Origin of the sequence: Pseudoalteromonas sp. B160 (genome assembly GCF_037162485.1) — a bacterium.
Lineage (GTDB): Bacteria > Pseudomonadota > Gammaproteobacteria > Enterobacterales > Alteromonadaceae > Pseudoalteromonas > Pseudoalteromonas rhizosphaerae.
Genome location: NZ_JARLUX010000001.1, coordinates 1,861,759 through 1,880,956 on the forward strand (window position 1 = coordinate 1,861,759; position 19,198 = coordinate 1,880,956).

At 37.5% G+C, this 19,198-nt stretch carries 14 protein-coding genes and 1 pseudogene; 14 read left to right on the top strand and 1 reads right to left on the bottom strand.

What is annotated here, in order from left to right:
- Positions 1-44: 44 nt before the first annotated feature.
- From P4S61_RS08700 to glmS, 3 genes are all read left to right on the top strand, one after another.
- Positions 45-2,099 carry a winged helix-turn-helix domain-containing protein gene (locus tag P4S61_RS08700; RefSeq protein WP_337118133.1) on the top strand — a complete coding sequence of 685 codons (2,055 nt, stop codon included), beginning with the start codon at positions 45-47 and terminating at the stop codon, positions 2,097-2,099.
- Positions 2,100-2,256: 157 nt separating this feature from the next.
- Complete coding sequence (locus P4S61_RS08705) at positions 2,257-3,015, top strand: DeoR/GlpR family DNA-binding transcription regulator (RefSeq protein WP_182730667.1); 759 nt, start codon at positions 2,257-2,259, stop codon at positions 3,013-3,015.
- Between the two features lie 113 nt (positions 3,016-3,128).
- Entirely contained in the window at positions 3,129-4,949 is a 1,821-nt protein-coding gene (gene glmS, locus P4S61_RS08710) for a glutamine--fructose-6-phosphate transaminase (isomerizing) (protein WP_182734993.1), read from the top strand.
- 184 nt (positions 4,950-5,133) lie between these two features.
- Here the strand turns inward: glmS and P4S61_RS08715 are convergent, their stop codons facing one another.
- A complete protein-coding gene (locus P4S61_RS08715) occupies positions 5,134-5,349 on the bottom strand; it encodes a hypothetical protein (protein ID WP_337118134.1) in 216 nt (71 codons plus the stop codon).
- A gap of 170 nt (positions 5,350-5,519) precedes the next feature.
- Between P4S61_RS08715 and P4S61_RS08720 the strand changes: the two genes are divergently transcribed.
- The 11 genes and pseudogenes from P4S61_RS08720 to P4S61_RS08765 all read left to right on the top strand — a co-directional run bounded on the left by P4S61_RS08720 (position 5,520) and on the right by P4S61_RS08765 (position 18,870).
- Positions 5,520-6,347 (top strand): TnsA endonuclease C-terminal domain-containing protein, encoded by an 828-nt coding sequence (locus P4S61_RS08720; RefSeq protein ID WP_337118135.1) that lies wholly within the window; start codon positions 5,520-5,522, stop codon positions 6,345-6,347.
- Entirely contained in the window at positions 6,331-8,418 is a 2,088-nt protein-coding gene (locus P4S61_RS08725) for a Mu transposase C-terminal domain-containing protein (RefSeq protein WP_337118136.1), read from the top strand. The genes P4S61_RS08720 and P4S61_RS08725 overlap by 17 nt, the downstream gene beginning before the upstream one ends.
- Positions 8,415-10,085 carry an AAA family ATPase gene (locus P4S61_RS08730; protein ID WP_337118137.1) on the top strand — a complete coding sequence of 557 codons (1,671 nt, stop codon included), beginning with the start codon at positions 8,415-8,417 and terminating at the stop codon, positions 10,083-10,085. The genes P4S61_RS08725 and P4S61_RS08730 overlap by 4 nt, the downstream gene beginning before the upstream one ends.
- Position 10,086: 1 nt before the next feature.
- A complete protein-coding gene (locus P4S61_RS08735; RefSeq protein ID WP_337118138.1) occupies positions 10,087-10,701 on the top strand; it encodes a TniQ family protein in 615 nt (204 codons plus the stop codon).
- Positions 10,671-11,603, top strand: a complete 933-nt coding sequence (locus P4S61_RS08740) for a TnsD family Tn7-like transposition protein (protein WP_337118139.1) — start codon at positions 10,671-10,673, stop codon at positions 11,601-11,603. The genes P4S61_RS08735 and P4S61_RS08740 overlap by 31 nt, the downstream gene beginning before the upstream one ends.
- On the top strand, positions 11,590-13,224 hold the full coding sequence (locus P4S61_RS08745) for a Tn7-like element transposition protein TnsE (protein ID WP_337118140.1): 1,635 nt from the start codon (positions 11,590-11,592) through the stop codon (positions 13,222-13,224). The genes P4S61_RS08740 and P4S61_RS08745 overlap by 14 nt, the downstream gene beginning before the upstream one ends.
- A gap of 99 nt (positions 13,225-13,323) precedes the next feature.
- On the top strand, positions 13,324-15,870 hold the full coding sequence (locus P4S61_RS08750) for an ATP-binding protein (RefSeq protein WP_337118141.1): 2,547 nt from the start codon (positions 13,324-13,326) through the stop codon (positions 15,868-15,870).
- A 9-nt stretch (positions 15,871-15,879) separates the two neighbouring features.
- A complete protein-coding gene (locus P4S61_RS08755) occupies positions 15,880-16,533 on the top strand; it encodes a hypothetical protein (RefSeq protein ID WP_337118142.1) in 654 nt (217 codons plus the stop codon).
- Positions 16,534-16,545: 12 nt separating this feature from the next.
- Positions 16,546-17,127, top strand: a complete 582-nt coding sequence (locus P4S61_RS08760) for an HNH endonuclease (protein WP_337118143.1) — start codon at positions 16,546-16,548, stop codon at positions 17,125-17,127.
- A gap of 243 nt (positions 17,128-17,370) precedes the next feature.
- Positions 17,371-17,967, top strand: a pseudogene (locus P4S61_RS22925) (Eco57I restriction-modification methylase domain-containing protein); the annotation flags it as partial.
- Positions 17,968-18,003: 36 nt separating this feature from the next.
- Positions 18,004-18,870, top strand: a complete 867-nt coding sequence (locus tag P4S61_RS08765) for a hypothetical protein (RefSeq protein ID WP_337118144.1) — start codon at positions 18,004-18,006, stop codon at positions 18,868-18,870.
- Positions 18,871-19,198 lie beyond the last annotated feature (328 nt).

Consider the following 19,198-nt stretch of genomic DNA (forward strand, 5'->3'; position numbering starts at 1 on the left):
GGACTAAGTAAAAGAAATTGGCCGTTAAGAGCTGTAATGGAAGTATGTTGATTCAATTAGGTGAATATTGCTTAGATACAGATGGAATGTCTTTGCAATTTGATAAGCAAGTGGTGACACTAGAGCCCCAAGTATTTGCAGTATTAATGTACTTAATTGAGCATCATGAGCGTTATATATCAATGGATGAGTTGCATGAAAACTTATGGAAAGACCGCTGTGTTTCAGATGCGGCTGTACGGCGGATTATTAGTAAAATACGCTTAGTGTTGAATGATGATCACAAAAATCCTAAATACCTACAATCACTTTCTAAGCGCGGCTATAAATTAATTTGTCCTGTCTCTAAATTTTCTACATTGTCGGTCTCAGAAGACAGTAAAAAACTGAGCTCCACAGAAAGTAACAACACAAAAAAAACGAAAACTTTTCTGCTTTTTGCAATTATAGCTTTATTGATTTCGTTAGCCTATTTTATATATGAAAATATTGATGACGAATCACATGTCGTTACAAAAGTTATAGACTCGATTATCTCTGATAAAAAAGCGCTGGTAGTTTCAAATGATGGTCGGTTTATCGCATTTACAAGTAAATTAAGACGTGGAAATGACTATCAAATTTATTTAAAAGATCAAGATAGTCAAACAGTAAAAGTGCTAGTTGATGATACAAGGTTACCTGGGGGCTTAGCTTTCTCACGTGATGGAAATTACTTATTTTTCTCTGATAATGTCGGTGATGCAGCATCATTAAAGCGGGTAGCTCTTAAAAGTAAAGAATATGAAATAGATGTTTTAGTGACACATTTTTATTTTATCTCAGATGTGTTTATCGATGAAAATGAAAGTAAGGTTATTTATTTTTCAGCTCAAAAAAGTAGAGAAAGCGCAATGCTTATCTATAAATTCAATACTGACGCTGGTTTGGTAGAAGAAGTGACCTCTGTCTCTCAAAAAGGAGAACATGATAGCCGAGCTGATATTTCACCAGATTCAGGTAAGTTGGTTGTACTTCGAGTTTATATGGATAGTAAGCGTAATTTTATTCGAGTTTTAGATTTAAAGGCGGGCAGTGTACTTTTTCAGTATGATCAAAATGAGGTTATTTATGATGTTCATTGGCTTGATGATGAACACATTGTTTTATTAGATGATAAAAAGCTAGCTAAAATAAATGTTAAAACTGGGCGTTTAGATGAAATCGCCACTACAGGCCAAGGTATTATCTCACTTGATGTGGTGATCCCAAACATGCTGTTTGCTATTAGAGATACCTATGGAATCAGTACAATTACTGAGAAAAAATTGCCGTTAAGTAATTTTAAAGATATCGAATTGTTTCATGGTGAGCAATCAGGGCAACGTCGTATTGTAGATTATCAACCATTGGGAGATAAGGTTTGGGCGATCGAGAAACTAAAAGGTATAAGCGATTTAGCTTCTTATAAAAAACAAAAGCCAAAGGAAAAGGTGGTGTTTTTAAGTACGAAAAAGTCGCTTGAGCTGATAGCACCCTCTCTGTCAGGGCAATATGTATTAATTAAACTCCAAGGTCGTATAGCTATACTTAATACGCTTAATAATAATCTAACCGATATATCTAAAGTGGATGAATTAATTGGCGATATTGCTTTCTCAGAAGATGAAAAATCTATTTTGTACACCAGAAAAAGTAATGGTGAATGGTTGGTTTTTGAATACTCTATTAAGGAAGAAACAGAATCCATTCTTTTTGAGGGATATCGTTTCGTCAGAGAATTTAAAGGCGACTATATATTAGGTAATAATTCAGGCAAATTGTCTCGTTTTAATGTTAATTTAAAAACAATGACCCCACTGCAGATAACTGTTTCAAAAGAAAAAAATACTAACTGGGATGTTGTAAACGGTAAAATTTTATGGAGCAGCCACAACTTAATAAATACAACATTCAATGAAATCGATATAGATGATGTTGATGGCTCTAGCCTAAGCTCTAAAACGTTTGACTTTAGTGTGATCAGACCAAATTTTTATGTGGACAAAATAAATAATACGGTTGTAGTTGAACGTTTAGGTAGTAGGACTAGTGAAATAATTACAATTGAAATTCAGTGAGTGATTTTAATGCAATAGTTTTAAATGCGTTTGAAATCCATTGTTTTGGGGTTAATTAAAAGCGCATATTGCGCTTTTTTTGATCTACACCTTGCCATTTTCATAGTTTCGTTTAAAATCTCGTAACTTTCGAAACGAAACTTAAATGGTTTACTTAATGACTAAACGAAACACCCAGCAACGTCGTCACCTTATTCTTACTCAAGTTAATGAGTTAGGTGAAGTAGCCGTAGATATTTTAGCTGAGCAGTTTCAAACCTCTGAAGTAACCATTCGTAAAGACTTAACAGCGCTTGAAAAAAGCGGACTATTACTGCGCCGCTACGGTGGCGCGATTGCATTGCCGCAAGAAATTGTAAGCGATGATATTGATTCAAAACGTAAAGTGGCGATTGCCAAAGCCGCAGCAGCACTAATCAAAGATCATAACCGCATTATTATCGACAGTGGTCGTACTACAGCAGCAATGATCCCTGAACTGGGTAATAAGCGCGGTTTAGTGGTGATGACTAATGCAATTAAAGTGGCTAATCGCTTATTAGCGCTGGAAAACGAGCCAACACTTTTGATGACCGGTGGTACGTGGGACCCGCATTCTGAGTCGTTTCAGGGGCAAGTTGCTGAGGGGGTTTTACGTTCTTATGATTTTGATCAGCTATTTATTGGTGCTGATGGCATTGATGTTGAGCGCGGTACCACTACCTTTAATGAACTTGTAGGCCTAAGCCAAGTTATGGCGGGCGCTGCTCGTGAAGTTATAGTGCTGGTGGAGTCAGAAAAAATCGGCCGAAAAATCCCTAATTTAGAATTACCTTGGCAGCAAGTGACTACGCTTATCACCGACAGCAACTTAGCACTCGATACTCGCCAAGCAATACAAGCGTGTGGTGTGCAGTTGATCTGCGCTGAGCTATAAATTTACAAATTCGTGTTTATTACAGGCCGACAACACCTGTGATGTTCATTTAAATATTAAACAACACATACAAACCCAAAGTTGACGCTTTGGCATGTGCAAAAGGAGAAATTATGTGTGGAATAGTTGGGGCAGTTGCAGAACGCCCAGTAAATAAAATTTTAGTTGAAGGCCTTAAGCGTCTTGAATACCGTGGTTACGACTCAGCTGGTGTGGCACTTTTAGATGGTAATACACTTAATACTGTAAAAGCAGTGGGTAAAGTAGTAAACCTTGAAAACGCGCTTGATGAAGCTGGCGTAAAAGGTACTACCGGTATTGCACACACTCGCTGGGCAACTCACGGCGGCGTGACGAAAGCAAACGCGCACCCGCATATTTCAAACAGCGAAATTGCCTTAGTGCACAATGGTATTATTGAAAACCACGCCAGCTTACGTGAAGCGCTGAAAGGCGATGGTTACGAGTTTTTATCAGACACAGATACCGAAGTAATGGTGCATTTAATTCATCAACTTCGCCAGCAGCACACCACTTTATTAGCCTCAGTTCAAGCAGCTGTTAAACAGTTTGAAGGTGCATTTGGTACAGTTGTATTTGATAAAGCCAACGATAACGAAATTATTGTAGCGCGCTCAGGCAGCCCGTTAGTTATTGGTTTAGGCCTTGGTGAAAACTTTATTGCTTCTGATCAACTTGCATTATTACCAGTAACTCGTACCTTTATCTACCTTGAAGAAGGTGATGTAGCGCGTATCACCCGTAACAGTGTGGAAATTTTTGATGTAGACGGCAATGCCGTTGAACGTGAAGTCATTGAATCAAACATCACACAAGATGCATCAGGTAAAGGTGAATACCGTCACTACATGCTTAAAGAGATTTACGAGCAGCCGCTTGCTGTACGTAACACCCTTGAAGGACGTTTAAACGACGACCGCGTAGCGATTGATGCCTTTGGTGAAAGCGCTCAGCAAATATTTAAAGACGTAAAACACGTACAAATTATTGCCTGTGGTACGTCTTACCACTCAGGTATGGTTGCCCGCTACTGGCTTGAGCAATTTGCAGGTGTTAGCTGTAACGTAGAAATTGCCTCTGAGTTCCGTTACCGTCAGTCGTTTGTACACGAAAATAGCCTGCTAGTAACTATTTCTCAATCGGGTGAAACGGCTGATACTTTAGCTGCGCTTCGTTTAGCTAAAGAGCAAGGCTATATGGGGTCAATGACTATTTGTAACGTACCAGGCTCATCGCTTGTACGCGAATCAGACCTTGCCTTTATGACCAAAGCCGGTGCTGAAATTGGTGTAGCCTCTACTAAAGCATTTACTACACAGCTTGTTGGTTTGTTAATGCTTACTGCGTCTATTGCGCAAGAGAAAGGCTTAGATCAAAGTACGATTGTTAACGCTATTAAATTGCTTCCAGCTAAATTAGAAGAAACGCTACTATTGGCTGATGGCATTGCAGACCTTGCAGAAGAGTTTGCTGATAAACACCACTCACTGTTTTTAGGTCGCGGGTCGCAATACCCAATCGCAATGGAAGGCGCACTTAAGCTTAAAGAGATTTCATACATTCACGCAGAAGCCTATGCAGCAGGTGAGCTTAAACATGGTCCATTAGCATTGATTGACGCAGACATGCCAATTATTGTTGTAGCACCAAACAACGAATTGCTTGAAAAGCTTAAATCAAACGTAGAAGAAGTCCGTGCTCGCGGCGGCATCATCTATGTATTCGCTGATAAAGACTCACACTTTGAGTCAGACGAAACCATGCGTGTGATCAACGTAAATCATGTTGATGACGTAATTGCTCCAGTTGTATATACAATCCCACTACAGTTACTTTCGTACTACGTAGCAGTAATTAAAGGCACTGACGTTGACCAACCACGTAACCTAGCGAAATCGGTTACTGTTGAATAAAATCAACAAGCTGGTAATTATCTGTTGTGGATGAACAATAAAGTATCACCCCATACAATAAAGTATCATCTCAAACAATAAAGTTTAATTCTTATAAGTAATTTAAAGCCGACAATTATGTCGGCCTTAAATTATTAACTTTTTACGTTTTTATTTCTCGAGAGCTCCTGCGATAAAGCTATGTTTATCTAGGGTCTTCTAGATTAATCTTGTCGGCTATCACAAATGGCTTAAATTCAGTGTGTGTAATAATTTTCTTATTTAATCCATTTTTTGCGGTCCATTGTGTATTCTCTCTCAAAAATGCTCGATTAGCGTGAGACTTTGATTTATTTACTAATCCTAAATGGTAATCCATTTCATGGTCTTCGCTAAAATTTACATAATCCCAATCGTTCATTATTTTTCCCTACTTTTCAAGTGCAACATTGCACAAAATATATACTGGGGTTACAAAGTCGATTTTGCAAGCTGTTAGTTTCTGTTTAGATAGAGGGATAGAATTAATAAGGTTGCATCACACTTCGACTCTAGCTATGCTCAAATTTGAATCAGTTATAACGGTATATTATGTCTAGGAAGATTGGTCATACTGAAGCTCAATATAGTAAATGGATTAAAGAAGGGCGTGGCTCAGGAGAATATCAAGATTATAAACCTTGGTTAACCGTTTACGATGTACCATCCGACGGTCGTGTGCATCGTGTTTTTGGTTATAAGTCCAAGCGGACACACCATTTATTATCTGACCTCGAACTTTCTATGTTTTACTTACTTGAATGGCGGTCAGATGTGCTGCAAGTAAAGGAACAATTTCCGCTTGATCGTGATATTACTAAAGAGCTTGCTGAATCGGCAGGTATTAAACACCCGAATTTGCGCGGTTTAGAGCAATATTTATCAAGTGACTTTCTTGTTGAAACCAGCTCCCGTGATCTCCCCTATTTTGCGTTACAAGCTAAGTATGTGAATTCGTTTGAAGAGCTACGAAAAATAGAGATTCTTGAACTAGAACGCCGTTATTGGCATGAAAAAAAGATCCCTTGGCAAATAGTAACTGAGGCCGAAATCCCGCGCGTAGTGAAAATTAATATAGAATGGATTTACTCAATGCAGGGGGCGCATAAAGAAACACCCGAATCAGCTATTGAGCAAGCTCGATTTTATGCGGACTATTTTGCTAAACATCCAACCAAAACTCTTATAAACATCTGTAAGGAAATTGATTCTGCCTACGAACTAGATTTAGGAGAGTCACTCTATGAAATACGCTGCTTAATGGCAGATAGGTATTTTACCTTTGATATTTTTACGCCAGTTCAAAAGCTTCAAGTTGGGCAACTTAATTTAGGTGATGTTGATCAGATTAAGGAGGTGTTGCGTGTTTCAAATCAATGAAGTATTACTATACGAACAAACTTTGTACCGTATTTTAATGGTGTTTGATTACTACGTACTTTGGATAAAAGTAAATGATGATAAGGCCTTTCCTGAGTTTGTTGAAATAGCTGAACTAGAACAAGGGTTTCAAGATGAAGTAATCAAACGTGAAAATGATCCATACAGTGATATTTTCACAGTTATTCCTGAACTTGGTTCTACCGCTCAGATAAAGCGTGATGAAAACTATGCAGCAATTAAACCCTTAATAGAGCTTGAAGACTGCTATGAATCAAAAACTCGTGGCAGAGTAGTTAATCAAATAGTAGCTGATACAGGTAAAACCAAACAATCTATTTACCGCTTTGCCCGCAGGTATTGGCAGCGCGGTCAGATCCCGAACGCATTGTTACCTGACTATAAAAATTCAGGTGCAAAAGGCCAAAAGCGCCGCGCAACGACTACGAAATTAGGTAGACCTCGAAAGTATATGACTGGTACTGGCGCTTTAATTGATGACTTTACTGAGAAGCTCTTTCGTATTGCCATTGAGCGTCATGTATTAACTGATAAAAGTAAATCATTTAGGTACGCACACAATCGCCTTAAAGACATATACGAGCAATATTTTCCTGAATTACCTGAAGAAGAATTGCCGACGCTTAGGCAAATGGAGCACTTTTTCAAACGTGAATACCGCCAAGTTGATAAGATTGAAGCACAGGCTGGCGAAATTAAAAATAAGAAAGACATACGGCCGCTTACTGGTACTGCTGCAGCAGATGTTTTGGGACCAGGTATGCGTTACGAAATTGACGCGACAATAGCTGATATTTATTTAGTATCAGACACGGAAAGAAGCAATATTGTTGGTCGTCCAATCATTTATATGGTTATAGATGTATTTAGCCGTATGGTGGCAGGCTTTTATATCGGCTTTGAAAACCCATCATATGCAGCAGCAATCCAAGCTCTACATATGGCTTCTACTGATAAAACTGAATATTGTCGTAAGTTTGGCTTTGATATAACCCCAGAAGAATGGCCATGTATTGGCTTACCTTCCGCACTTTTAGCGGATAGAGGTGAATTAATGGGGCATCAGATTGAATGCCTAGACAAAGGATTTGGGGTGCGTATTGAAAATACATCGCCATTTAGAAGTGAGGCGAAAGGTGTTGTTGAGCGTTCTTTTAACACTTTTCAAGCAGTGTTTAAGCCTTTTTCACCGGGTGTTGTCACAGGGACCAAGATCAAAAAGCAAGGCGACAGAGATTATCGCTTAGACGCTAAGCTTACGATTCAAGAGTTCACTAAAATTATTTTAGCGTCAGTACTGTACCACAACCAATATCACGTAATTAAAGGCTATGATAAAGCAGCTGATATGCCAACCGATTTACCAAATAACCCTCTAGCATTATGGAATTGGGGCTTACAACATCGCACCGGTCGATTAAAAAAGCCTGAAGCAGAATATCTACGTGTGGCGCTCATGCCGCGAACACGCGCAACGATATCAGAATCGGGAGCTTGCATTTTTGGCCTGTATTACACCAGTTCTGAGCTCTTAAGGCTTGGCTGGATGCACCGAAGTAAGGAAGTTAAGCGACCTGAAAAAGTTGATGTAGCATATGATTTAGCAACAGCAGATTACATATACATATACCCTGACACTAAAAGCAACAGCTACTTTGCCTGCCAATTATCAACACGCTCAAGGCAGTTTTCTGGAGCTAGTTTCTGGGATGTATGGCAACAAAATGATGAACTAAAGCAAACTCAGGCAGATGCAAAGCTAATTGCCGATGAACGCAAGCGCGTTTTGGAGCGGCAAGTAATAGGTGTTGTTAAACAAGCAGAAAAAATAGCACCAAAACAAACTGGTTTGTCAAATGCTGAACGAATACGCAATATCCGTGATAATCGAGCTGATGAAAAGGCCAAAGAACGCAAAACACGAGCTTATAAGCCAGTTGAGATTGATACCAGTAAATCAGCTCAAGTGCATTACCTCTCAGAGCCTGATGAGGATTTGGATTTCCCTGACTTTTCGGATCAACTGTTCAAGGAAGATGACGACGTATGAATTTACCACATAACATCTTCAGAGCCGTTTATCAGGAATCTGACATTGAGCGTTACAAAAGTAACCCGTTTATTGAGGCACTACCAAAAGTTAGCAAAATCAATGAGCTTAAAATTAAGCTAGAAGGTAAGGTTAAATACGACCCAGCAGCAGGTTATCTAGATGCAAGGCAACGAGCACATGAGCTATGTGGCTTACTTGATGACTTTTTTCAGCCGCTATCTATACATGTGGCACTCGAGGAAAAAATAGCTCTAATGATCCGTGGTGGCTATGTTGCCAGAAACATCGCGACTGGTCAGCTGCAACAACATTTGCAAAATGGCTACGAACGAATGATGACAGGAGATATCAATAGTTTTCGTTTCGCTGAAGCTCCGTCAACTGCGCGTTGTTTATCGCTAATCGGTTGCTCTGGGTGCGGTAAAAGTTCCAGTGTATTACGGATATTAGCCACCTACCCACAAACGATTTATCACGAGCAATATAATACTTATCAGCTAACCTATTTGCGTATTGAGTGCCCAGTTGATGGGTCTCTAAAGAGCTTATGCTTAAACTTCTTCCAAGAGGTAGATAAGTACCTTCATACTGACCTTACTGAAAGGTACGGTCGCAAACGTCATAGTACAGAGGTACTGTTATCATTTATGGGGCAGGTAGCCAACCAATATGCTATTGGCGTGTTAGTGATTGATGAAATTCAGCGCTTAGGACGTAAGCAACAAGAAGGACAAGAGCGGATGCTCGAGTTCTTTGTAGCACTAGTGAATATTATTGGTGTGCCGGTGATTTTAGTTGGTACCCCTAAAGCTAGGCCGATATTCGAACTAGAGTTGCAATCTGCAAGGCGCAGTACTGGAATTGGATCTATGGTTTGGGAGCCTTTACCGCAGTACAAAAATAGAATTGATAAGAAAACGGGGAAGCCAAAGCCCACAGAGTGGCGATTATTGACTGATAAGCTTTGGCAGTACCAGTGGCTTATTCACCGCGATGAACCGCTCACCGAAGAGATCCGAAATACGTGGTTTGAATTATCCCAAGGTGTGTTGGACATTGTGGTTAAGTTATTTGTACTTGCGCAGCTACGCGCCATTATCACGGGTGTTGAACGCATATCATCGAAACTATTTGTGAAAGTGTATGAATCAGAATTGCAGCCTATTCATCCGATGATTGAGGCGCTTAAATCTGGTAAAGCAGGTAGTATTGCAAAATACTCAGACTTACAATTTAGAGAAATAGATAAACGATTGTTAGAGCTCAGTAAGCAGATCTCTGAAGTTGAAGCTACTAAGTTAGACTCACTACCTTTCGCCAGTGATTCAGAGGCAATGAGGCTTTACAATCTCCTGCTCGGGATGGGGTGCGACTCGGAGTTATTGGTACCATTAGTTAAAAAAGCAGTTAAAGACCACCCAAACTTACAGGTAAGAGGGCTTATTCCACTCGTACTTGAGTGGTATGAGCAAACGCCAGACGAAATTGAACAGTCCAAAGAAAAACCAAAGCTAATCAAACTTAAAGATTGGCATACACTATCAAGCAACGATTTACGGTTTGGTTACTCTCAACACAAAAAGCAGTCAACTGAGCTTTATCAGCGCTACAAGCAACAAGGAAATATTTTTGATATAACCGCTTGGCTTAAGCAAAGCGTGTAGCATGGCGTGCTTACCTGTGCCTTATCCAGATGAGCTGCTTTATAGCGTTATTGCAAGATACGGTGTACATTCAGGCATAACCTCTCCCAAACAATTACTTGATGATGTATTTCAAAACCGTAAAATAATCGCCTCAGTTGCGTTTCAAGGACATTTATCGCAGATCTCTATACATTATCAAGGTAATGCTGATTTAACGCCATGCAAGTTATTACAAGCTCACACACTATTTCCATTATATTCATCTTTTGTTCATCCAGACATTACCGAACACGCTAAGCATGAGTTACTCTCTGATTGCAGACATTCTGCAGAAGTACAGCTAGGCAAGGCGGCATCCAAAGTTAAAAGTCCTCACTACTTGCGATATTGCCCGTTATGCGTAGGGGCACAAGTAAAACAATATGGAGAGGCATTTTGGGCAAGGCGATGGCAGCTTCCTGGCTTATCAGTTTGTGCAGAGCACGGAATGTATCTTATAGGAAGCCCTGTGTTGATTAGCGAAGTACACAGGCATCAATTTATCGCACTTAGTCCTCATGTGCTTTTACACTCAAGCCCACGGCTTACAACCAAAAAGTTGCAATGCTTGCAGCGTATGCTCAGCAATTACTGAACTTGCCTGAGCAGCGTATTCACTCGTTGCAATGGAGTTGTTTTTATTATCAATTAGCTAAGCAGTTAGGCTTTGTTAGGAGAAAGCGTGTTGAGCATAATCTAATTGCAAACTTGGTTTTAGGTTACTGGGGAGCTCATACCTTAGCTAGTTTTTCGCTCAATATTAGTAAAGTAGATGAGAACAATTGGTTAAGGTGTTTGTTTAGAAAACACAGAAAATCGTTTAGCTATCTTCAGCACTTGATTGTATGGCAAGCGTGCTATGAGCAACAACTGGATCTAGCGAAAATACTCTTTGAAGTCTCACAATTACCACAATCACATTACGATGATGTACCTGCGCATATTGAGCCGGTAATAGTAGATCAAGTACGTCGCACAGAATGGCAACACGTTGTCGCTAAATTTGGCGTTAAAGGTGCGAGAAACCAAGGGTTTGCAGGCTTATACATATGGTTATATCGGCATGATAAGCAATGGCTAATGCAATTTAATCAAGACTCAGTGCGCCCAAGTATTGCTAAAATAAACAAAGTTGATTGGCCCTGCAGAGACAAAAAGTATGTAAAACAACTTATTTCATTGATAAATGAAGTAGAAACTCAGCTAGATTCAGACCGCCATACAGTAACCTGGTTGGTTACCCATGCAAGTATCCCTTTGTCTCAGATCAAACATTTAGAAAAGTTACCGTTATGTAAATTGTTTTTTGAAAAATATTGTGAAAGTATAGAAGAGTATCAATGTCGTAGAATTGCATTAGCTTGCATTGATAGTTTAAAAAAATACGAGCAATTGAAAGCATGGCGAATTGAGCGTATAGCAGGATTAAGCAAGGAAAGAACCCGACCAATTGTGTCGCAACTGTTAGGATATGCAGTAAAGTATGAAGCAAGTTGATCGATTTAAAAAACTACCAGACAATGCCAGAATACAGGCTATGGGTAACCTGTTTAAATACAGCGACCGTCTAACATGGGATATTGGTGTTCGTATTGAGAATTCCACCCGTCAAGCTCTTAAATTTAGCCAACTCCCATATTTAAGCAGGCAAGTCGTATTAAATCAGACTACTGCAGCCATTCCTCCTGGCTTCCCACTTAAATTTACCTTACCTGATAATGCACTTTGGCAAATGGCTACTGTTAAAGATTGTGGTTTAGTTAAATTCAAAGCTGGTGATGAGCAATCTCAAAATTGCTTTATGTTTGAAAGTGAAGATAAAACTATTTATCTCCCACAATTGGAGCTCGCCCGTGCACTATTTTTTACTAATAACTATTTTGCTAACGCAGCGCTGATTAACAATGCTCTCGATTTTGAATTTGACGTTGAACACAATCCATCAAGTGATGATGAAGAGTTTCCACTTGATGTATTAATCAACGCTTTGCCTACAACAAATTGCCCAAAAGTATTATTTGATAATGAAGGATTTAGATATCTGCTTGCTTGGATATTGCTAGACAGTGATGTAAAGGATTCGTTTGAAAGTATTTATAGGTATTTCTCACAAGAGCTTATAAAAACAGACAGGTTTGAACGTTGGACATTTAGGTTTGATCCACCTCAATTGAAGGGCGTAAAAATCGCCGCACGAGGCTGGAAATCACCGGATGAAAATATTTGGTTTATTAATCGTATTGAAGCGCTAGAAAACTTGTCGTTTCCAGACATTGCAGATATTGGTTACTTTCATCCAAATTTTACTGAGAACACACCTGGTTCTAGCAAAGGCACAGGTGGCACTTATCCTCAATTACCTACACAGCGAGAAATAGACGAAGAGAGTGATGGTAGCTCAGATAACGAATTAGCTTTAATATTCTGTGAAGCTACACTAATTAATTTCAATAACTCTCCTCGCACTCGAAAAGTTAATGCTAAAGCCAAAGCTAAATCAGGTGGTAAGGAAGATGAAGAAAAACCTAGTACATTATCACCAGAGGTAAGCACAGATGATTCAAACTCTCGTGGCGACATACCTAGAGCCGCCGTTGATGGCTTAGATGATCAAACCGACAACGCCAATTTATACCTGAATAAGTTTGATAGTTTCTTTAAAATGCTGGAAATATTAGAAAAAGAGCAAGGTGTTAAACAAAGCAAGCCAGTTGTTCGCAAGTTGCCAGAAATAGGTCGCAGTAAAAGCCATCTAATGACTGACTGGTCACCAAGATGCATGACTATCGTGCGAATTGAACATCAAGGTGAAGGCTATTTTTTGTTGGAGGTAGATACCTCGGATGGTCGAGCATCAATCGCTACAAAAGTAATTTCAGCTAGGGCATTACAACCAATAGGACCATTAATAGATTTTATACCGGAAATAGAAAGGCGTTTGCTAAGTAATCAATTTAGTTGGCCTAAAAAGTATTTTGATGAATTAGTTGGAGTAACTAAGCACAAGAGCATTTCTCATCAACAGTCAAATAAGAGTGGAAGTTTAGCCCAAGAAGACATTAATAACTGGAGTAAAAGATTTTATCAAAAGCTTAGCGAGCCTGACGTAATAATTTAAGTTTTATATGTAGGAATAATATTCAAAGATAAGGTATATTAATTTTATTACCTTGATAGCGAAGTATCTCAAGTTGGTTTAAGGGAATAAGTAATTGAAATGAAAGAAATACCTTTTAAAGTGTCTGCTCGAGCTGCCCGTCTGATTGGTGCAGAGAATATTGCCAATGCTGAAAGCGCAGTTATAGAGTTGATCAAGAACTCATATGATGCGGATGCTGAAACTTGCCTTGTTTATTTTGAGCATGTTTTCAATGAAATCCCTTCCTTCTTTACTAAACAAGAGTTCGAATATCTTTGTGTTGCTCCTGCTTTTAATGATTTTTCACTCCATTTCAAAACGTTACCAGAAAATCTTTATGAAATAGAAATAATATTAACTGAGGAAGATATAAAGTTAGGGGTTACAAAAGATGAGCTACATGAATCAATAATTGATTGGTTAAGTAATATCTGTCGGATTTGGATTGTTGACGATGGTCATGGAATGAATGAAAAGACTATTGAAGACAATTGGATGACAATTGGCACAAATAACAAAGAAAAATCACCTGTTACTAAAAAATTTAAAAGGATCAAATCCGGAGCTAAAGGGCTTGGTAGATTTGCCCTCGATAAGCTGGGTGCCCTATCAAGTGTCTATATATGTCCAGATTTGGAGTATTATCAGCTAAATAAAGAAAACTCAACTATGGAGTGGTACAACAAATGGGAAAGCTTTCTAGAAGAGGGTAAGACGCTTGATAATGTTAAGGCTCGTCTTGGTTATGGTGCATTAGATAGGTTATTTCATTTAAATTACCTACCAAATGAAATTTTCATAAATGAATTAGATTTTAAATTTGAGAATCATGGTGTAATTATTTGCTGTGATTACAATAAAGAAAATTGGCATAAAGAAAGACAAAAGAGACTCAGTGATAGCCTAGAAACTCTTATTCCTCCAACAGACAAGGATAATTTTTCTTTATTTTTTGTTTCAAATAAATTTAGTGATCTTAATAAAAAAGTATCGTCTGCAGTAAATACAAATTACGATTATAAGGTCAATGCGAGGTTAAGCGATGATCATTCGATTATCATAGAAATAGACCGAAATGAATTTGAAGTATCAGAGTTTCCCGAAGAGTTTTATGAATCAGAAAAATTTAAAAATTTAGATACGTCAGTAGAAGATTTCAAAAAAGGAGTACAGGTTCACAAACTAACTCTAAAAAATCTCTTTCCAAAAATTGATGAGTTCGAATCAATTGGTAGCCTCTCGCTTAGCTTTTACTTTTCCAAGCAAGGTAATCCCGCAAAAGTCGATCTTGATAAATTCATGTATAAGTCATTTGACTTGTCTACGAGAAAAAGTTGGGCAGAGACTTTTGGTGGTCTTAGAATTTTTAGGGACAACTTCCGCGTTAGGCCATATGGTGAACCAGGCTCGGCGAAAGATTGGCTTGGATTAGGTGATAGGGCTGCAAGTAGCCCCGCAGGTATTGGTAATTCAGACGGTGGTTGGAGGGTGAGGCCAAACCAGATATCAGGCGTTGTGAATATATCAAGAGTTAAAAACCCAAAACTAGCAGACAAATCAAGTCGTGAAGGGATACAGGAAAACGATGAGTTTGCGCAATTTAAGTCTGTAATAGTAAAAATAATAGAAATTTTTGAAAATGATCGTGCGGAAATTGGTGCTGAACTTAAAGCTATTTATGATCGTAAAAATGCAGACGCTCTCAAAGAAGAGCAAGCAAATACACTTTCTAAGCAGTTATTAAAAGGTGCAAATAGTGGGAATAGGAATACTAGCACAGAAGAAACAACTCCAGAACAAGATAACTTAAAGCTTCTAGCTTCTCAATATGAGAAGAAAAAAGAACAACTGGAAGAGTTAATGGAAGAGCAGAAAATTTTGAGGAGTTTGGCTACTATTGGAACGATTAGCTCATCTTTTAGTCATGACCTAAAACTTTTACATGGAAAACTGATAAAGAGATTTATTCCTGTTCAAAAAGTTTTAGAGTTAAATCATCGATACTCCATTGATAATAATCTTCAATTTACTGAAGGCTTACATGACTCATTGGAACGTGTTGAGATGTTCAAGAACCAAGATAGCTCTATGAAAGATTGGATAAATTTCTCACTCTTGGGAGTCAAGAAAGATAAAAGAAGAAGACGTAAAGTTTATTTCGAACAATATTTTAAACAATTGAAAAAAGTGTGGGCAAAAAAGTTTGAAGATAGAGATGTAGACTTTGATATTGATGAAATATCCCATGAGTCAGCCTTGAAGTGCTTTGAAATTGACCTAGATTGCATCTTTAACAACTTAGTCGTGAACAGCGTGGAAGCCTTTTCTCAAAAAGACGCTCCTCCAACAAGAATAATCAAGATAGAAATAAAAAGTAGCGATAATGACATTATTATATTTTATTCGGATTCAGGACCTGGTTTGTCAAAAGATATCATCAATCCACAACGTATTTTTCAATGTTTTTTCACTACAAAGGTAAATGAACATAGTGGAGAAGATGAGGGGACTGGTATTGGAATGTGGATGGTTAAAAGCACCATCAACGAATATAGGGGAAGTACAAAGCTGCTACTAGATAAAAGTGGATTTGGATTAGAAATAAAAATTCCAAAAAATATATAAAGGAAGAAAATGAATTCTAAGTTTAAAGTGGTCTACGTTGATGAAGATCCGGATGCCCGAAAAGAGTTTGAACTAAATTTTGTAAATAAAGAAATGTGTGATCTTGTGATTGTTCACCCTAAATTTCAACTTGATGAAATGGTAGATTTTATCATAGAAGAAGGTCCAGAAGCCGTAGTTTCAGATTTTCGGTTGAAAGACAAAGAGCCGCGTGTAACATATGATGGGGTTGATTTAGTTAAAAAACTGAAAAGTATTAAAGCAAAGCTTCCTTGCTTTGTCTTAACAAGTTATGAGGGGGAAGCAATCAACGTCACTTTAGACGTGAACTGGATTCACGATAAAGAAGAAATTCATGAAGATGAGAATGATAGGCCTGTATTTAGTCAGAAAGTTCTTCAACAAATTCATGTAAATAGGGGGTTGTTGGATAACTTACTTAATAAGCAACAAGAACTATTTAATAAACTACAGCAAAATCAATTAACAGTCGAAGGAGAACGAGAACTTGTCGAGTTAAGTAATGAGATAGAGTTGTTCATTTTTGACGATAAGAAGATTCCAAATGAAATAAAATCTTACGACGGGTTAGCTAAATTAGACTCTTTGATTAGGTTGTCAGATCAGCTTTTAAAAGAAATAGATAAAAACATCGAAAAGTAGAAAGGACTCTTTATGTTATTAAGACGGATAGTTCCTCAACGACGGAATGAAATTAAGCAATATGCATCACATAGAAGTTACAAACCCTATCTAAGAGAAGACTTCAATAAACGCTGTGGTTATTGTGATGCAGATGATAAATTCTTAGGAGCAAGCGCTGCGTTTCATGTAGATCATTTTGCCCCTCAAAAATTTGAAGATCGGAAGACTGATTATACTAACCTAATATACTCTTGTCGCTATTGTAATGGTTCAAAATCTGACTATTGGCCATCAGATTGCTCCCAAACTTCTGTTTTAAAAGAAGAAGGTGTGATTGATCCTTGTGAAGCTAAATACGATGAACATCTAGCTAGAAATGAGAAAGGTTACATTTATCCACTTACAAACTTAGGCGGGTTTATACACAAACTTTTGAAATTAGGGTTAACACGGCATAGTGTTTTGTGGAAGCTTCAGCATATAGAATCAAATTTAGATAAAATGGACACCCAGATAGAGGAGCTATCAACAGAACAATTACAGATATATCAACAATTGTCTTCGGAATATCGAAATTTGATAACCTATATTTGCGAATACGGAAATAAATAAAGTGTGTCTAAAGGAAACCTTAAAAATTTTATTTACCTGCAGACAACACCCCCACAATTACTGTAATATCTAATAATACATCAACGGTTGTTTTATCAAGCAAATACTTGTTTGAATAATGAGCTCAAGGACTTAATACAAAGTGAGTAAAAAGAGCGGCTCTTATTACACTCCAGCAAATTTAGCTAATTTTATAGTTAAGTATGTGCAGGAAAATAACTTTTTTCCAATGAACCTATTCATATTCTAGAGCCTAGTTGTGGTGATGGGGCTTTTCTGAAAGCTATAAGTCAGCACTTCGCTGAAAAAACCATATTTATTGATGCGATTGATTTTGATGCTTGTGCGATAGAAAAAACAAGGAAAGTAGTTAGTACGCTTCACGGTGAATATACAGTCACTAAAGCCGATTATCTAAATTGGAGTGTTAATACCGACAAGAGGTATGATTTAGTCATTGGTAACCCTCCTTATATTTCTAAAAAGCTTTTAACAGAAGTTCAAAAAGAAAGTTGTAAAAATATACATGCCAAGAATAGCGATTTTGGTACTGAAGTTCATAACATATGGACTTCATTTTTATGCGATGGAGTAGAAAGACTTACCTCTGATGGAACATTAGCTTTTGTTCTACCAGCAGAGATTCTTAAAGTAAAGTTTGGTGAAAAAATACAAAGAGCATTACTCAAATCATTTCAACGAATTGAAATTTTCACTTTTTCTAAAAATGTATTTCCAAATATTGAGCAGGACACTGTAATTCTTTTTTTGTATAAACAAAGTAACGAAGAAGGGTTATATTTTACAACAATACATGACACCAATTGCTTAATAAATAATAGATTTAAACTTAAGAGGAAACGCTCACTAGAAGCCATGAAATTAAAGTGGAGTGCTTATCCATTGATGGAAAAGCAAATAAAAAGTGTTGTGAGCCTTAAGAAAAAATTACCTCCAATAATTTCTTATTGTGAAACTATTCCTGGGATTGTTACTGCTGCAAATGACTATTTTATTGTAAGTAAGTCAATAGTGGATGAGTTTGAGTTAGAAAGTTTATCAAAACCTATTGTACAGAAAGGGATTTTTGTTAATGGATGTGTGAGTCTTAGTAAAGATAAATTTAAAAGTTTGATTGATCAAGATAAGCCGACACATTTTTTAGATTTGTCACAAGCTGATTTAACAAACCAAAAGCATAAAAATTATATCAGTATAGGAAAAGAAAGAAAAATTGATGAGCGCTATAAGTGCACTCTTAGGAATAAATGGTATGAGGTGCCGGGTGCTTGGGTATCTGACGGTTTTTTCTTTAAAAGGTGCCATGATTACCCTAAATTTATCTACAATGATGCTGACGCCCTCGTAACAGACTCATCATATAGGATTAAGATGAAAGAAGGATATGATATTCGCTCTTTGATTTTTTCATTTTATAACTCTTTAACTTTGGCATTTTCAGAAGTGCAAGGTAGGTATTACGGTGGTGGAGTCTTAGAGCTGACTCCATCAGAGTTTAAGTCTTTACCTATCCCATACATGAAAGTTACAACAGAGGAGTTCAATGAATTTGTTGAAGCTTTTCATAATAAGAAAAACATTGATGAAATAATAGATCGTAACGATGCGATATTACTTTCAGCTCAACTTGGAATGACTGATGATGCAATCGAATCTTTAAAGGTTATTAGAAAAACTCTTATGGATAGACGTCAAAATATTAGTAAGTCACAGTTTAGTTAATTAGAGCAATTGCGTATTTCGGCTGAATTGTTCAGTTAACCAAATACTATGAACAAAGCTGATTTTTAGTATGACACTTTATTATTCAAATGCTTTATTTATATAGGTAAGACTAAATTCAGTATGATACTTTATTAATTACTCAGTCACTTTGAATAACAAACAAACAAAACCTCTGCCTCTGTTTAGTATGAGACTTTATTGTTGACCCACATCTGTTGTGCACGTTAAATAAAGATTGATACAATGTTTAATGTGCGCAACAAATTGAAAGTACGCAACTTATAAGTTCGCTACTGGTATATAGTACGAAACAAAACGGTCACGA

Coding starts and splice junctions, on each gene's coding strand:
- P4S61_RS08700 (WP_337118133.1), top strand. CDS start 45: ATGTTGATTCAATTAGGTGAATATTGCTTAGATACAGATGGAATGTCT.
- P4S61_RS08705 (WP_182730667.1), top strand. CDS start 2,257: ATGACTAAACGAAACACCCAGCAACGTCGTCACCTTATTCTTACTCAA.
- glmS (WP_182734993.1), top strand. CDS start 3,129: ATGTGTGGAATAGTTGGGGCAGTTGCAGAACGCCCAGTAAATAAAATT.
- P4S61_RS08715 (WP_337118134.1), bottom strand. CDS start 5,349: ATGAACGATTGGGATTATGTAAATTTTAGCGAAGACCATGAAATGGAT.
- P4S61_RS08720 (WP_337118135.1), top strand. CDS start 5,520: ATGTCTAGGAAGATTGGTCATACTGAAGCTCAATATAGTAAATGGATT.
- P4S61_RS08730 (WP_337118137.1), top strand. CDS start 8,415: ATGAATTTACCACATAACATCTTCAGAGCCGTTTATCAGGAATCTGAC.
- P4S61_RS08735 (WP_337118138.1), top strand. CDS start 10,087: ATGGCGTGCTTACCTGTGCCTTATCCAGATGAGCTGCTTTATAGCGTT.
- P4S61_RS08740 (WP_337118139.1), top strand. CDS start 10,671: ATGCTTGCAGCGTATGCTCAGCAATTACTGAACTTGCCTGAGCAGCGT.
- P4S61_RS08745 (WP_337118140.1), top strand. CDS start 11,590: ATGAAGCAAGTTGATCGATTTAAAAAACTACCAGACAATGCCAGAATA.
- P4S61_RS08750 (WP_337118141.1), top strand. CDS start 13,324: ATGAAAGAAATACCTTTTAAAGTGTCTGCTCGAGCTGCCCGTCTGATT.
- P4S61_RS08755 (WP_337118142.1), top strand. CDS start 15,880: ATGAATTCTAAGTTTAAAGTGGTCTACGTTGATGAAGATCCGGATGCC.
- P4S61_RS08760 (WP_337118143.1), top strand. CDS start 16,546: ATGTTATTAAGACGGATAGTTCCTCAACGACGGAATGAAATTAAGCAA.
- P4S61_RS08765 (WP_337118144.1), top strand. CDS start 18,004: ATGAAATTAAAGTGGAGTGCTTATCCATTGATGGAAAAGCAAATAAAA.